Origin of the sequence: Pseudomonas furukawaii, assembly GCF_002355475.1 — a bacterium.
Lineage (GTDB): Bacteria > Pseudomonadota > Gammaproteobacteria > Pseudomonadales > Pseudomonadaceae > Metapseudomonas > Metapseudomonas furukawaii.
Window position 1 is genome coordinate 4,856,052 of sequence record NZ_AP014862.1, and the last position, 14,516, is coordinate 4,870,567.

12 protein-coding genes and 2 tRNA genes are annotated in these 14,516 nt (G+C 65.3%); 13 read left to right on the forward strand and 1 reads right to left on the reverse strand.

All coding sequences use genetic code 11. From position 1 onward, the window contains the following. Positions 1–36: 36 nt before the first annotated feature. The 9 genes from KF707C_RS29840 to KF707C_RS22500 are packed head-to-tail and all read left to right on the forward strand — an operon-like array spanning position 37 to position 7,021. Entirely contained in the window at positions 37–822 is a 786-nt protein-coding gene (locus tag KF707C_RS29840; RefSeq protein ID WP_004421213.1) for a ferrochelatase, read from the forward strand. Continuing rightward, on the forward strand, positions 819–1,391 hold the full coding sequence (locus tag KF707C_RS22465; protein WP_004421211.1) for a 3'-5' exonuclease: 573 nt from the start codon (positions 819–821) through the stop codon (positions 1,389–1,391). The genes KF707C_RS29840 and KF707C_RS22465 overlap by 4 nt, the downstream gene beginning before the upstream one ends. Then, the gene (locus KF707C_RS22470; protein WP_004421209.1) at positions 1,388–1,963 is read left to right on the forward strand and encodes a hypothetical protein; all 576 of its coding nucleotides are present in this window, start codon (positions 1,388–1,390) and stop codon (positions 1,961–1,963) included. Before KF707C_RS22465 ends, KF707C_RS22470 begins: the two co-directional genes overlap by 4 nt. Beyond that, entirely contained in the window at positions 1,960–2,472 is a 513-nt protein-coding gene (locus tag KF707C_RS29545; RefSeq protein WP_004421206.1) for a hypothetical protein, read from the forward strand. The genes KF707C_RS22470 and KF707C_RS29545 overlap by 4 nt, the downstream gene beginning before the upstream one ends. Then, positions 2,469–3,368, forward strand: a complete 900-nt coding sequence (locus KF707C_RS30060; protein ID WP_004421203.1) for a hypothetical protein — start codon at positions 2,469–2,471, stop codon at positions 3,366–3,368. Before KF707C_RS29545 ends, KF707C_RS30060 begins: the two co-directional genes overlap by 4 nt. Continuing rightward, on the forward strand, positions 3,365–5,176 hold the full coding sequence (locus KF707C_RS22485) for a DNA cytosine methyltransferase (RefSeq protein ID WP_004421202.1): 1,812 nt from the start codon (positions 3,365–3,367) through the stop codon (positions 5,174–5,176). The genes KF707C_RS30060 and KF707C_RS22485 overlap by 4 nt, the downstream gene beginning before the upstream one ends. Beyond that, positions 5,173–6,363, forward strand: a complete 1,191-nt coding sequence (locus KF707C_RS22490) for a DNA-methyltransferase (RefSeq protein ID WP_004421199.1) — start codon at positions 5,173–5,175, stop codon at positions 6,361–6,363. The genes KF707C_RS22485 and KF707C_RS22490 overlap by 4 nt, the downstream gene beginning before the upstream one ends. Continuing rightward, positions 6,360–6,827 (forward strand): hypothetical protein, encoded by a 468-nt coding sequence (locus KF707C_RS22495; RefSeq protein ID WP_004421197.1) that lies wholly within the window; start codon positions 6,360–6,362, stop codon positions 6,825–6,827. Before KF707C_RS22490 ends, KF707C_RS22495 begins: the two co-directional genes overlap by 4 nt. Beyond that, positions 6,824–7,021: a helix-turn-helix transcriptional regulator gene (locus tag KF707C_RS22500; protein ID WP_004421194.1), complete on the forward strand. Its 198-nt coding sequence runs from the start codon at positions 6,824–6,826 to the stop codon at positions 7,019–7,021. The genes KF707C_RS22495 and KF707C_RS22500 overlap by 4 nt, the downstream gene beginning before the upstream one ends. A gap of 7 nt (positions 7,022–7,028) precedes the next feature. On the opposite strand, the gene KF707C_RS22505 is transcribed toward KF707C_RS22500, so the two are convergent. Further along, complete coding sequence (locus tag KF707C_RS22505; protein ID WP_036992210.1) at positions 7,029–8,204, reverse strand: tyrosine-type recombinase/integrase; 1,176 nt, start codon at positions 8,202–8,204, stop codon at positions 7,029–7,031. A gap of 351 nt (positions 8,205–8,555) precedes the next feature. Here KF707C_RS22505 and KF707C_RS22510 point away from each other — a divergent pair. The 4 genes from KF707C_RS22510 to mprF all read left to right on the forward strand — a co-directional run bounded on the left by KF707C_RS22510 (position 8,556) and on the right by mprF (position 14,225). After that, positions 8,556–8,632, forward strand: a tRNA-Met gene (locus tag KF707C_RS22510). Between the two features lie 116 nt (positions 8,633–8,748). Continuing rightward, positions 8,749–8,825, forward strand: a tRNA-Met gene (locus KF707C_RS22515). Between the two features lie 152 nt (positions 8,826–8,977). Further along, positions 8,978–11,383: a bifunctional diguanylate cyclase/phosphodiesterase gene (locus tag KF707C_RS22520; RefSeq protein WP_004421189.1), complete on the forward strand. Its 2,406-nt coding sequence runs from the start codon at positions 8,978–8,980 to the stop codon at positions 11,381–11,383. Positions 11,384–11,570: 187 nt separating this feature from the next. Next, complete coding sequence (gene mprF / locus KF707C_RS22525) at positions 11,571–14,225, forward strand: bifunctional lysylphosphatidylglycerol flippase/synthetase MprF (RefSeq protein ID WP_036992204.1); 2,655 nt, start codon at positions 11,571–11,573, stop codon at positions 14,223–14,225. Positions 14,226–14,516 lie beyond the last annotated feature (291 nt).

Sequence of the window (14,516 nt, forward strand, 5' to 3'; positions counted from 1 at the left end):
CTTTCCCGGCGCCGGGCACCTACGAGGACACAGCACATGCAAGAAGCAACCATCATCAAGCTACTGGCCGGCGCCCTGGTGATCACCCTGGTCATCTGGCCCCTGATCGCCACCCGCCTCGCCGCCACGGCGCGCGCCAACGGCTTCGACGACGGCCACACCATTGCGCGCAACGCCGCCCAGCAGCGGATCGACCTGCTCAACGTCGACCTGGCAACCCTTGCCGAGAAGCGCGCCGCCGAGCGGTATGCCCACGTCCACGAGCGTGACCGCATCGCCCAGGAGCTGCGTGACCAGTACGGCGCCGAACGCGACCGCCTGATCGAGGACGCCGACCGGCGCATCGCCACCTACGCCCGCCGCGCCAATCCCTTCACCGAGCAGGACCTGGCCACCCTGGCAGACACCAACAAGTGCCTGACCCTGGCATGCAACACCTACGCCGGCCTCCAGGCCTGGGACGCCCACACCGCAGCCGCCACCCAGCAGACCGCCATCAGGGCGATGCACGAGCGGCTGAAACAGGCGCTGGCGGAGCAAGGCACGTCGCCGGTTGAGGCCAGCCCGCCCGCTTTGGTGAAAAGCTACCTGGTACATGGCCCCATGGCTTGCGGCAAAACCCGTAATGCCCGCGCCATTGCCGACACCCTGGGCCTGACCGAGATCCTCGATGACTGGCAGCCGGGCATGCCGGTACCGGCCTTCAACACCCTGGTTCTGACCAACAGCGATGGCCCGTTCCCCCCCTTCAAGCGCCGCATTCTCAGCTTCGACGAGGCCATGCAGCGTGTAGAAGCCCAGCGCATGGAGGTTGCCGCATGATCAACGCCACTCACTACGTCGTCGACCTCGAAACCATGGGCAAGGGCCCGAAGGCCGCCATTGTCTCCATCGGCTGCGTTCGCGTTGAGCATGGCCAGATCGCGGGCAGCTACTACGAGCGCGTCGAGCTGGACTACTCCATGGCCATCGGTGGCGAGGTCGATGCTTCCACCGTGCAATGGTGGCTGCAGCAGAGCGCAGAGGCCCGAGCGGAAATCGATGGCAGCCAGCCCGGCACCATCTACTTAGCAACTGCCCTTCACAGCCTTGCTCAGTTCATGGGCGAAGGCCAGGCCAGCCCGGACCATATCCTGGTCTGGGGCAACGGCAGCAGCTTCGACAACGTGATCCTGCGCGGCGCCTTCGAACGATGCTGGAACTCAGCGCCCTGGAAGTTCTGGAACGACCGCGACCTGCGCACCTTGCTGGCCATCTTCCCCGAGGCCAAGAAGGCAGTAGAGTTCGAGGGTATCAAGCACCATGCCCTGCATGACGCCCTCCACGAGGCCCACCAACTGTGCCACGCCCTGGCCCTGATGAAGGCCGCCCAGGCCGGAGGTGCTGCATGAGCTGGATACTCACCCGCAGCGGCCGCAAGTTCGATCTCGCCCGCCCCAACGCCGACATGGTGGACACCACCGATATCGCCCACAGCCTGAGCATGCAGTGTCGCTTCAACGGTCACACCAGCAGCTTCTACAGCGTGGCCCAGCACTGTTACCTGGTGGCCGACCTCGTGCCGGCCGAATACCAGCTCGCCGACCTGCTCCATGACGCCACCGAGGCCTACGTGGGTGACCTGGTGCGCCCGCTCAAGGAAGGCATGCGCGACTTTGCCAACAGCCACGGCGACGAGTGCCTGTACGACCTCACCGAGCGCCGGGTCTGGATCGCCATCTGCCAACGCTTTGACCTTGATCCGATCCTGCCGGAGTGCGTGAAGCACGCCGACCTGATCGCCCTGGCCACCGAGAAACGGGACCTGATGCCCTACCACCCGGAGCCCTGGCCCTGCCTCAACGGCATCGAGCCCTATGCAGCCTTCATCGACCCCTGGCAGCCGAGCTACGCGGCGATCCACTACCACCACCGTCTGCTGCAACTGCTGGCGACGACACATCGTGGGAGGGCTGTGGCATGAAGATGGCTAAACCTTCCGCTCGCGACATTAAGGCTGCCGAAGAACTGATGCAGGTTTTGCAGCTGATTGACGCCCGCTTCGGCGGGCCATGGGCCAACCCCGACGCTGGGGAAAGCCTCAGCCAGCTGCTGGAGGATGGCGAAGAGTCCTTCGACTGCGACAACGAGACCCACCTGCAGACCCTCTACAACAACCTGGCCCACCTGCTCCGTACCGCCCCGAATTTCTACGGTCGCGTAATCAGCGGGATGTGCCACGTGATCATGTACGAGAAGAACGAGATTCTCGACCCCACGTCAGACACCATCGACCTCCACCCACGCTTCGCCCAGCTCGCACTGGACGCCAACCGCTACCGCTGGCTGCGTGCCCGCGACCTGGACACCATCACTGGCGGCGGCGTGTTTGCCGGCGCCACGCCAGAGAACGTAGTGCTCAACGGAGAACACCTAGACGCGGCTATTGACGCAGCCCTGGCGACGCAACCGAAGGGCGAGGTGGCAGCATGAGCACCGTCTACGATCCGATGCGCGAAACCATCACCCTTCACGGTCTGGGCTTCATCCAGGTTCAGCTCCAGGGTGACCAGCGCCTTCACGTCTGGCACCCCGACCTACCTCGCCGCAGTTGCTTTGAGCACTCGGCCATCCACAACCACCGATTCGACTTCGAGTCCCGCGTGCTGGTTGGGCAGCAGATCAACATCAACTACATCCCCGCACAGCCGATGCCTAACCTCGGCCTGGCGGCTACTCACACGCTCTACCTGCATGAGGGTCCCCGCACAGCTCGAGGCGGGCGCCCCTGGGTGCCCGCTGGCGAGGCACGCATGGCCGAAAGCAGCCGAGACATCATCTTTGCCGGGGCCACTTACACCATGCGCGCATACAACTTCCACCGCACAGAGCCAGGCGGTGACGGCAGGGTCGCCACCCTCATGAAAAAGTCGTGGGAGGGCCAGGCCGGGGCCACCTCCAGTTGCCTGATCGGCGTGGAACCGGACACCGACTTCGACCGTTTCCAGCTCCCACCCTCGATCCTGTGGCAATACGTGCTGGAAGTTCTCGGAGGCCCCTGCGGCACCATCATCGGTACCGGCAGCGAAACCAAGTCGATTTCTCTGCTCGATGCATGGGAAGCACTTGGACATGACCTTGGGTGCAATCCAGAAACGGACGAGGTACTGGCATCGGTGCGGTATGCCGCCACGCTAGCAAGCAATGACGCTGCTGTCGCAGCAATCACCTATGTGCTGGCGAACCCCTGCGAGGAGCCCCTGGAGTTTCTGCGCTGCTGGAACGAAGGCAACTTCGACGCCCTGCGCAAAGAGTGGGAGAACGTCCCAGATGAGGTGTTCATCGGCGCCGATCCTCTGTTCAAGCCCAGCAAGGAGAGCCAGGTATGAACAACCTCTACCGCATCCATCCCCAGTCCAGCTTCAATTTCGGTGGCCTGGTCATCGACAACTTCGCTGGCGGCGGCGGCGCCTCAACCGGGATCGAAATGGCCCTCGGACGCCCTGTGGATATCGCCATCAACCACGACCCCGAAGCCATCGCCATGCATGAGGTCAACCACCCCCACACCAAGCACTATTGCGAATCGGTGTGGGAGGTCGACCCGCGCACCATCACCGGCGGCAAGCCCGTCGAGCTGGCCTGGTTCAGCCCCGACTGCAAGCACTTCAGCAAGGCCAAGGGCGGCAAGCCGGTGAAGAAGGAGATCCGGGGCCTCGCCTGGGTGGCCATCCGCTACGCCGCCACGGTGAAACCGCGCGTGATCATGCTGGAGAACGTCGAGGAGTTCATCACCTGGGGCCCACTGGCCGATGGCCGCCCCTGCCCGAAGAACAAGGGCCGGACCTTCAACAGCTTCGTCAACGCCCTGCGCCGCCACGGCTACCAGGTGGAGTGGCGCGAGCTGCGGGGCAACGCCTACGGCGCGGCAACCATCCGCAAGCGACTGTTCCTCATCGCCCGCTGTGACGGCAGGCCCATCGCCTGGCCAGAGCCCACCCATGCGCCGGCCGACAGCCCAGAGGTGAAGGCAAAGCGCGCCCTGCCGCAGCGCCTGGCCGCCGATATCATCGACTGGTCGATCCCCTGCCCGTCCATCTTCCTCACCCGCGAGGAGGGGAAGGCGGCAGGTGTGCGCCGGCCGCTGGCCGAGGCCACCATGCGCCGCATCGCGCGGGGCATCCAGCGCTTCGTGCTGGACGCCGAGCAGCCCTTCCTGGTGAAGGTGAACCACGGCTACGACTATTTCCGCGGGCAATCCCTAGAGGAGCCCCTGCAGACCATGACCAGCAAGCTGGGCACTGGTCTGGTGGTGCCGAAGCTGGCCCCCTTCATCACCGAGCACGCCAACGGCACGACCCAGCGCAACATGCCGATCGATGCCCCCCTGCGCACCATCTGTGCCGAGGTCAAGGGCGGTCACTTCGCCCTGGTAGCACCGACGCTGGTCCAGCTCGGCTATGGCGAGCGCGAAGGCCAAGCGCCCCGGGTGCCCGGTCTGGACAAACCACTGGGCACCGTGGTGGCCGGCGGCGGCAAGCACGGCCTGGTCGCTGCTTTCCTCGCCAAGCACTTCGGCGGCAACTACACCGGGCCGGGCGCCGATCTAGCCACCGCGCTCCACACCATCACCCCCCAGGACCATCACGCCTTGGTGACCGCCCACATCCAGCGAGACTTCACCGGCAGCACCGGCCACGCGGCAGACGAACCCCTGGCCACCGTCACCGCCGGCGGCAGCGGCAAGGCCGCACTGGTGGCTAGCAGCCTGGTGAAACTGCGCGGTACCAGCCGCCATGGCCAGCCCCTGGACGAGCCGCTGCACACCGTCAGCGCCCAGGGCAACCACCACGCCGAGGTGCGCGCGTTCCTGCTCAAGTACTACGAGCACGGCAATGGACAGGCCTTGAACGAACCCCTGCACACCATCACCACGAAAGACCGCATTGGCCTGGTTATGGTCAAGGGCGAGCCCTACCAGATCGTGGACATCGGCATGCGCATGCTGGAACCCCACGAGCTCTACGCGGCCCAGGGCTTCCCGGCCAACTACATCCACAACCGCACTGCCACCAAGCCCGAACTGAGCAAGGCCGCCCAGGTCCGCATGTGCGGCAACAGCGTCTGCCCGCCAGTGGCCGCCGCCCTGGTGCGCGCGAACCTGGTAGAGCAGCAGCAGAGCGAGGAGGCGGCATGAGCGAGAGGTACCAGCTTCACCTGGGCGACTGCCTCGTGGTTATGCGCAGCATGGACGACAACAGCGTGGACAGCATCGTCACCGACCCGCCCTACGGCCTGAGCTTCATGGGCAAGCGCTGGGACTGCGACGTGCCAGCGATCGAGGTGTGGGCCGAGTGTCTGCGCGTGCTTAAGCCGGGCGGTCACTTACTGGCGTTCGCCGGTACCCGCACCCAGCACCGCATGGCCGTTCGCATCGAAGACGCCGGCTTCGAGATCCGCGACCTGATCGCCTGGGTGTACGGCTCGGGCTTTCCGAAGTCGCGAAACCTGGATGGCGACTGGCAGGGCTGGGGAACGGCGCTCAAGCCGGCCATGGAGCCAATCACCATCGCCCGAAAGCCGCTGGCCGGGACGGTTGCCGCGAACGTGCTGGCCCACGGTACCGGCGCGCTGAACATTGACGGTTGCCGTATACCGGCAGAGGCCATGCAGCCGAACACTGGCGCAGGAGGCCTACCCCGGCGCCGGCCAGAGGAGCAGCGCGGCGCCGGGGTCGTAGCTCAGCCGCACCCGAGCGGCCGGTGGCCAGCCAACCTGATCCATGACGGCAGCGCCGAGGTGGTGGAAGCATTCCCCGATGAGACCGGCGCCAGTGCACCGGTGAAAGGGACCGAGCCGACCGCCAACGGCTTCAGCGGTGCCGTGAAGTACAGCGGGATGCTCGATCGAGTGCCCGGTGCCTTCCACGGCGACTCGGGCAGCGCGGCTCGCTTCTTCTACTGCCCCAAGACCAGCCGCCTGGATCGCAACGAGGGCTGCGAGGACATGGAGCGCAAGCCCCTGCACTGGTCCAGCGGCGACCAGAACCCCGGGAGCTTCCAGTCAGCGGGTACCGACAAAAGCAGCCAGAACCACCACCCCACGGTGAAGCCCACCGACCTGATGGCCTACTTGTGCCGCCTGGTCACACCGCCCGGCGGAACGGTGCTGGACCCGTTCATGGGCAGCGGCAGCACAGGCAAGGCGGCCATGCGCGAGGGATTCCGGTTCATCGGCTGCGAGCTGTCGCCGGAGTACTTCGCGATCGCGCAGGCGCGCATCGGTCATGAACTCGATCGAGCGAACGCGGCGATCGAGGAAGCAGCTGCTCGAGCAGCACAACTCGATATCTTCGCCATAACACCGCAGGAGGATGCCGCATGAGCAAGCGCAAACCCTACAACCACCGCGCCAGGGTTCACGCCTACTTCAAGGCCATGCTCCGCATCAACCATGTGGCGGTGGTCGATGCAGAGGCTAGCGACGTCCAAACGCTGATCAACTGGAAGAACGCAGCCCTGATCACCTCGAAGGCCCGCCCCACCATCGTCGACGCGGTGTGCGACATCCCACACCAGTGGTGCATCTACCTGGCCGCGCTCTGCCGTGACCAGGCCGGTACGCGCTACATGAAGTCCATTGAGGTGGCGCCCCAGGGCGCCTACCTCGCCAAGGACCTCGAGCAGGTCATCGAGACCTACAGCGTTGAGTTGAAAGATGGCTGCAACCCGCAACACCTGCAGGGCATGGCCTGGATCGCGATCCCGGACACCGTTTCCCTGGAAGAGCCCCAGGCCGCCCGCGTCTTCGATGCCGTCGGCGCCTGGCCAACAAAGGAGGCAGCATGAACAACAAGCCACTCGACCGCCTCATCAAGATCGAGGAGGTCATGCTGCAGATCGGCATGGGCCGGACGAAGCTCTACGACATGATCCAGCTCGAAGAATTTCCAGCACCTGTGAAGCTGGGGCGCTACTCGCGATGGTCACAGCTGGAGGTTCAGGACTGGATCGAACAGCAAAAAGGAAAAAGGGCGGCTTGAGCCGCCCTTACTCATTGACCGCCGACAAGCAGAAGTCCTGCCACCAACGCATCATTTCCACCCGCTCGGGCAGGTACTGGGCATGGTTATAGGCGGCCTTGGTTTGGTTGCCCTCTGCATGAGCCAGTTGGATCTCAATCACTTCCCCGCGGAATAGGCCCGATTCGTAGAGATGTGTTGAAGCCGTGGCCCGGAAATCATGGCAGGTAAACCCCTTCATACCGAGTCGCTCAAGCGCCCGATTGAAGGTCGAGCCATCCACCGGTTTGTCGGGGTGCCGCAGTCCGGGGAACATCAGGCCGCGCCCGCCAGTGATGGAGTGCAACTCCTTCAGCAGTTCGACCGCCCGCGGCGGAAGCGGTACCAGGTGGCGCCGCCGCTTCTTCATGAACTCCGCCGGGATATCCCAGAGCGCTGCCTCGAGATCCACGTCCTCCCACCGCCCACGTCGGATCTCCACTGTCCGTAGAAACAGCAGCTGCATCAATTCCAAGGCGATGGTGTTGGTCCGAAAGCCGCCATAGGTCTTCAGCTGCTCTCGGAAGTGGGCCATGTCCGCTACCGACATCGGTCGACTGTGCTCAATGGGCTTCCGCACGAATGCACCATACAACGCAGATGCCGGATCAGCGTCGGCCCGCAGCGTACGAACGGCAAAGCGGAACATCTGCGAAAGCCAGTTACACAGGGATATGGCGTAGTAGGTCGCACCACGCTTCTCCATCCGCCGCAAGCACTCAAGCAGGTGGGCCGCCGTCACGTCACGCACCGGCATCTTGCCCACATAGGGGAATAGGTTCTTGGCGAACGCCCGGGTCAGTTGGTTACGGTATCCATCGCTGATTCCTACCTTGCCGTTGATCCACTCCAAGGCGACCACTTTAAAGGAGGACTGATTCTCCAGGGACTGCCGCGCCCGATCAGTGCGCCGCACATGCGCCGGGTGTCGGCCTTGCTTGACCAAGGCCCGAGCCTTGTCTCGCTCAGCCCTTGCCTCAGCCAGGCCCATCTCAGGATACTCGCCCAAGGCAAAGACGTTTTCCTTTCCGTCGATCTTGTACCGGTACCGCCAGTACTTGCCGCCGGTCGGCCGGATTTCTACGAACAGCCCGCGCTCGTCTGTGAGCTTACGAGGCTTGTCGCCCGGCTTCGCCTGCCGGACCTGGACATCTGTGAGTGGCATAGGTGGGTATCGCCTAGTGGGTAAAAATACCCCGCTTTAATACCCGCTTTTTTGTTGGCTGGAACAGCACGCCACGGAACACCCACGAACACCAACGCCATGCAGCCCGCAGCCTGCGCGGGTGAAAAGAATGCAAAAAAACGGCCGAGAACGGCCTGCGCAGTCAATGTGGATGATCTTTCGTTGCGGCATGGCGGTCGGCGATGCGTAAGGTTCACGAATGATATCGCGTCCGGCTGCCTAGGCTCCCGTCGGAACACGCGCCCCATCAGAATCGCTAAATATTTGAGGAAAAAAGATTTTTCCCCACAAACCGTTTGACAGTTCCCATCAGAACTGTAGAATTGCCGGCGCGGGATGGAGCAGTCTGGTAGCTCGTCGGGCTCATAACCCGAAGGTCGTTGGTTCAAATCCAGCTCCCGCAACCAAATTCGAGCAAAGGCCACTCTTCGGAGTGGCCTTTTTCGTTTGGGCTGAAAGTAACCATTTGATTTAAATGGAAGAAATCGTTTGACAGCCCCCTCCAGAACTGTAGAATTGCCGGCGCGGGATGGAGCAGTCTGGTAGCTCGTCGGGCTCATAACCCGAAGGTCGTTGGTTCAAATCCAGCTCCCGCAACCAGATTCGAGCAAAGGCCACTCTTCGGAGTGGCCTTTTTCGTTTCCGTCCTTTTCCCCCTCCCCCGCCCGTCCAGGCGCTCCGTCGGCACGCCGTTCGCGACAGCCTCCACTTCTATACTTCTAGCGCGCCCATCCATCTATTGGAGGTCGGCCATGCCTGCGTCCTGCGTGCCCAGCGAAGAAGTCGAATACCTGAACCGCGCCCTGCGGACCCTGAGCGGCTGCAATCGCGCCCTGCTGCGCGCCGAGGACGAGGCCTTCCTGTTCCAGGAGATCTGCCGCGTGGTGGTGGAGGAAGGCGGCTACCGCATGGCCTGGGTTGGTCGCGCCGAGCAGGACGAAGCGCAGACGGTGACCCCCATGGCCCATGTCGGCCTCGACCAGGACTACGTGAATTCCCTGCAGATGACCTGGGCCGACCGGGAGCGCGGGCGCGGCCCCACCGGCACCGCCATCCGCACCGGCACCCCCACGCTCAGCCGCAATATCCTCACCGATCCCAAGGTCGGCCCCTGGCGGGAGAACGCCATCACCCACGGCATCGCCTCGGTCCTGTCGCTGCCCCTGCGGGTGGACGGCCGCGTCTTCGGTGCCCTGGCCATCTGCGCCAAGGAGCCGGATGCCTTTGGCGAACGGGAGCTGGCGCTGCTCAGCGAGGCCGCCGACGACCTGGCCTTCGGCCTCCAGGCGCTGCGTGGCAAGGCCCAGCGACGCCAGGCGGAACGGCAGGTGGAAACGCTGAATCGCGCCCTGGCTACCCGGGTGGCGGTGAACCACGCGGTGATCCACGCCACCGATGAAACGCCGCTGCTGGCGGAAATCTGCAGGGTGCTGGTGGAGGAATGCGGTTACCGCCAGGCCTGGGTGGACTATCGCCAGTCTGACCCGACCCGCCCCTACCGGATGATGGCCTGCGATGCCGCCGACGGCATCTGCCAGGGCTGGGGTTCGGGGCGGCATGACGCCAGCTTCCACGGTCGGCTGGAACAGAACCTCGAGGCCGGACAACCCCTGGTGATGCGGGACCTGCTCAACACTCCCACTGCGGCCTTGCACCAGGAAGCCCGGGAGCTTGGCTTCGCCGCCGCCCTGGTCCTGCCCCTCAAGGTGGACGACGACCTGATCGGCATGCTGGTGATCATGGCCGAACACGCCGACGCCTTCGACGATCCGGAAGTGGAGCTGTTGCTGGCCATGGCCAACGACCTGGCGTTCGGCATCGCCGCCCTGCGTACCCGTGCCCGGGCAGTGGAAGCCGAAACCACCATCCGCCGCATGGCCTTCGAAGACACCCTCACCGGCCTCCCCAACCGCTTGCGCTTGCGGGAACTGCTGGACGACGCCATCAGCGTCGCCCGACAGGACCGTCGCCCCTTCGGCCTGCTGCACCTGGAGATCGCCCGTAACCAGGAAATCAACGAAACCCTCGGCTACCGGGAAGGCGATCGCCTGCAGGTGGAGATCGCCACGCGCCTGACGCAAGTGGTGGGCCCCGAGCGTACGGTGGCACGAATGGGGGAATGCGAATTCGCGGTACTCATGCCCAACGGCGGCGCCGAGCAGGCCTCGCAGTTGGCGAGACAGATCCTCACGGCCCTCTACGATCCGGTGGAACTTTCCGGCCTCTTCCTGGAAGCCCGCGCCAGCATCGGCATCGCGCTCTATCCCGGCCATGGCACGGCTCCGGAATCGCTGATTCGTCGCTCCGGCAGCGCCATGGAGCAGGCGAAACGAGCCAATGCGGGCTTCGCGCTGTTCCAGGGCGGGCTCGACCAGGAATGCGCCCAGCACCTGACGCTGATGGGCGACCTGCGCCGGGCCATCGACCGCAACGAACTGCTGCTCTACTACCAGCCCAAGGTGGAGATCGCCAGCAACCGCGTGTGCGGCACCGAGGCCCTGGTGCGCTGGCGCCACCCGCAGCACGGCATGCTGCCGCCGGACGAGTTCGTGCGCCTGGCGGAGAACACCGGCCTGATCACCCCGCTGACCCTCTGGGTCCTGGATACCGCCCTGGGCCAGCGCTACGCCTGGCACGAAGAGGGCGACGAGCGCCCCATCTCGGTCAACCTGTCGGCCCACGACCTGCGGGATCCGCGCCTGCTGGAACGTATCCAGGGCTCCTTCGCGACCTGGGGGGCCAAGCCCCACTGGATCGAGTTCGAACTCACCGAAAGCGCCCTGATGGAGGACCCGGTAGCCTCCATGCAAACCCTCAGCGCCCTCAAGGAACTGGATGCGCACCTGACCATCGATGACTTCGGCACGGGTTACTCATCCCTGGCCTATCTGCAGAAACTGCCGGTGGACTCCCTGAAGATCGACCAGTCGTTCGTCACCCGCATGACCAGCAACGACGGCTCGGCGAAGATCGTCCGCTCCATCATCGAACTGGCCCACAACCTGGACCTGACCGTGGTGGCCGAAGGCGTGGAGGACCAGCTCACCCTCAACCAGCTTGGCCAGTTCGGCTGCGATATCGTCCAGGGCTATCGCATCAGCCAGCCGATTCCCGCCGAGCAGTTCCGCGACTGGGAGGTCCGCTCCACCTGGCACTGAGCGCGGCATTTCGCCGCCCCCGCCCAGCCCGTCCCGCGTCGCAGCCGTTAAGGCCACGCCTCGCCTAGACTTGCCCTGACCGGACACGATCCGGCCCCCGGCGTGCCGGGAAGAAAATTTCGAACCGACCCTTGGAACCGGCCCGGTCCGCCCACACAGAGTGGCGCACATTGCTCAGAGGTGCTCGATGCGCGCCAATACTCCGCAGACGGATAGCGTGGAACTCCCCGCCGATAACGCCCTCAACGAAGAGTCCGCCCCCCTACGCTGGATCGATCACCTGACGGCCTACCGGCAATGGATAGTGATCGCCTTCACGTTGCTGGTGTTCATCCTCGGCCTGCTGGCCTGCTGGCATCTGCTGCGGGAACTGGACCCGGACGCCCTGCGCGCCGCCGTCCGCGAGGTGCCCACCAGCAGCCTGCTGCTGGCCTTGGCGGCGACCGCCACCAGCTTCACCGCCTACGTGGGTTATGAGTGGTCGGGCTGCCGCTTCGCCGGGGTGCGCCTGCCCCTGTCGCGCATGGCCCTGGGCAGCTTCTGCGCGGCCGGCATCGGCAACGCCGTGGGCCTTTCGATGCTGACCGGCGGCTCGGTGCGCTTCCGCCTTTATGGCCGCGACAACCTGGGAGCAGGCGATATCACCCGGATCACCCTGTTCGCCAGCCTGGCACTGGGCTCCGCGCTGCCACCACTGGCCGCAGTCGCCGCCCTCAGCGCGCCCAAGGCGGCTTCCCTGGCCCTGCGCCTGCCCGAAGGCATGGTCACCACCCTCGCCCTCGCGGTGCTCGCCGCAACCCTTGGGCTGGTGGCCTGGATCGCCCGGAACCGCGCACCGCAGGCGCCGGCTCCCGACTGCATCGACCTGCGCCTGGGCAATCGCGGTGTTCGCCTGCCGGGTCTGCGCCTGGCGGGCCTGCAACTGCTGATCACCGTGATCGACGTCTGTGCGGCCGCCTGCGTGCTCTACGCGCTCCTGCCGGAGGCGCCACCGCTCGGTGCCTTCCTGCTGGTCTACATGCTCGCCCTGGCCGCCGGGGTGTTGAGCCACGTACCCGGTGGCGTCGGGGTCTTCGAGGCCGTGCTGCTGGCGGCCTTCGCCGGCCAGTTGGGCGCCGCGCCACTCGCCGCGGCGCTGCTGCTGTATCGCCTGATCTATGTCGGGCTGCCCCTGGCAATGGCCTGCCTGTTGCTGCTGGGCAATGAAGCGCAACGCCTGTTCCCGGCCGGACGCCAGGCCCTGCGGGCGGCGTCCGGCCTGGCCGCGCCAATCCTTTCTCTGCTGGTGTTCCTGGCGGGCGTGGTACTGCTGCTCTCCGGGGTAACGCCAGCGACGGACAACCGCCTGGAACACCTGAGCTTCCTGATTCCCCACCGGCTGATCGATGCCTCGCATCTGGCCGCCAGCCTGGTCGGCGTACTCTGCCTGCTGCTGGCCCACGGCCTCCGTCATCGCCTGTCCGCAGCCTGGGCACTGACCCTGGTGCTGCTGCTGACCGGTGCCGGGCTGTCCCTGCTCAAGGGGTTCGACTGGGAAGAGGCCAGCCTCCTGACCCTGACCGCCATCCTGCTGGCGATCTTCCGCGACGCCTTCTACCGCCCGAGCCGGCTCCTGGAGGTGCCCTTCTCGCCGCTGAACCTGGCGGCCAGCGCCTGCGTGCTGCTGGCCTCGGTCTGGCTGATGTTCTTCGCTTTCCAGGATGTCCCCTACAGTCATGAGCTCTGGTGGCAGTTCGCCGTGGACGCGGATGCGCCTCGGGCGCTGCGCGCCTCGCTGTCCAGCGGGCTGCTGCTGGCGGGGATCGCCCTGGCCTGGCTGCTGCGGCCGGTACCGCCCACCATCCACGAGCCCACGGACGCGGAACTGGAACAGGCGGGGGCTATCGTTCGCCGCTCCGACCAGCCCGATGGCGGCCTGGTGCTGACCGGCGACAAGGCCCTGCTGTTCCACCCCCAGGGCGATGCCTTCCTCATGTACGCCCGCCGGGGCCGCAGTCTGGTGGCCTTGTTCGACCCCATAGGCCCGACCAGTCGTCGCGCCGAGCTCATCTGGCAGTTCCGCGACCTCTGCGACCACCACCATGCACGGCCGGTGTTCTACCAGGTGCGGGCGGAAAACCTGCCCTATTACATGGACATCGGTCTCACGGCCCTGAAGCTGGGCGAAGAAGCCCGGGTGGACCTGCCCCGGTTCGACCTGGACGCCAGGAGCATGGCCATGAAGGACCTGCACTACACCTGGAGCCGCGGCCAGCGCGACGGCCTGAGCCTGCAGATCCACGAGGTCGGCAGCGCGCCCATGGACGCGCTGCGCGCCATCTCCGACGCCTGGATGCAAGGCAGGCAGGCGCGGGAAAAGGGCTTCTCCCTGGGCCGATTCGACCCGGACTACCTGAAGCACTTCCGCATCGCGACCCTCCAGTTCGAGGGCCGGCCAGTCGCCTTCGCCAACCTGCTGGAAACCGAGGGCAACAGCCTGGCCACCATCGACCTGATGCGCGTCCACCCCGAAGCGCCCAAGCCGACCATGGAGTTCCTCATGCTCAGCCTGCTGCTGCACTACAAGTCCCTTGGATACCTGTGTTTCAGCCTGGGCATGGTCCCCCTGGCCGGCCTGCAGCCGAGGCGTGGCGCGCCACTGACCCAGCGCCTGGGCGCCCTGGTGTTCCGCCGAGGCGAGCAGTTCTACAACTTCCAGGGACTGCGCCGTTTCAAGGAGAAATTCCAACCCGACTGGGAGCCGCGCTACATGGCGGTGCCCGCCGGGCTCGATCCGCTGGTGGCGCTGGCGGATACCGCCGCGCTCATCGCCGGCGGCTTCACCGGACTGGTCAAGCGCTGAGGTGAATATGCTCGGAGGTCACTGGCGACGCCTGTCGCTGATAGGGGTCCACGCCCTGGCTGCCGTCCTGCTGGCCTGAAGTCGCGCAGCAGAGTCTGCAACTGGCGGCTGCGAAGCGAACCCCATCGACGCCCAGCCGGACTCAGCCATGACCTGCAAAGTCTCACCCCGTTGCCGGGCTCAAGCACAAGTTCACGCACTACGAACGCGGATGTTCACTCGAGTCGAATTGATCCAGGTTCAGATTCGCTTAAGGGATCGACTCTATCCTGCCCCCGGCTTCGCAAATGA

What these genes read in the sequence shown, in the direction of transcription:
- KF707C_RS29840 (WP_004421213.1), top strand. Translation starts at nt 37, where the DNA reads ATGCAAGAAGCAACCATCATCAAGCTACTGGCCGGCGCCCTGGTGATC.
- KF707C_RS22465 (WP_004421211.1), top strand. Translation starts at nt 819, where the DNA reads ATGATCAACGCCACTCACTACGTCGTCGACCTCGAAACCATGGGCAAG.
- KF707C_RS22470 (WP_004421209.1), top strand. Translation starts at nt 1,388, where the DNA reads ATGAGCTGGATACTCACCCGCAGCGGCCGCAAGTTCGATCTCGCCCGC.
- KF707C_RS29545 (WP_004421206.1), top strand. Translation starts at nt 1,960, where the DNA reads ATGAAGATGGCTAAACCTTCCGCTCGCGACATTAAGGCTGCCGAAGAA.
- KF707C_RS30060 (WP_004421203.1), top strand. Translation starts at nt 2,469, where the DNA reads ATGAGCACCGTCTACGATCCGATGCGCGAAACCATCACCCTTCACGGT.
- KF707C_RS22485 (WP_004421202.1), top strand. Translation starts at nt 3,365, where the DNA reads ATGAACAACCTCTACCGCATCCATCCCCAGTCCAGCTTCAATTTCGGT.
- KF707C_RS22490 (WP_004421199.1), top strand. Translation starts at nt 5,173, where the DNA reads ATGAGCGAGAGGTACCAGCTTCACCTGGGCGACTGCCTCGTGGTTATG.
- KF707C_RS22495 (WP_004421197.1), top strand. Translation starts at nt 6,360, where the DNA reads ATGAGCAAGCGCAAACCCTACAACCACCGCGCCAGGGTTCACGCCTAC.
- KF707C_RS22500 (WP_004421194.1), top strand. Translation starts at nt 6,824, where the DNA reads ATGAACAACAAGCCACTCGACCGCCTCATCAAGATCGAGGAGGTCATG.
- KF707C_RS22505 (WP_036992210.1), bottom strand. Translation starts at nt 8,204, where the DNA reads ATGCCACTCACAGATGTCCAGGTCCGGCAGGCGAAGCCGGGCGACAAG.
- KF707C_RS22520 (WP_004421189.1), top strand. Translation starts at nt 8,978, where the DNA reads ATGCCTGCGTCCTGCGTGCCCAGCGAAGAAGTCGAATACCTGAACCGC.
- mprF (WP_036992204.1), top strand. Translation starts at nt 11,571, where the DNA reads ATGCGCGCCAATACTCCGCAGACGGATAGCGTGGAACTCCCCGCCGAT.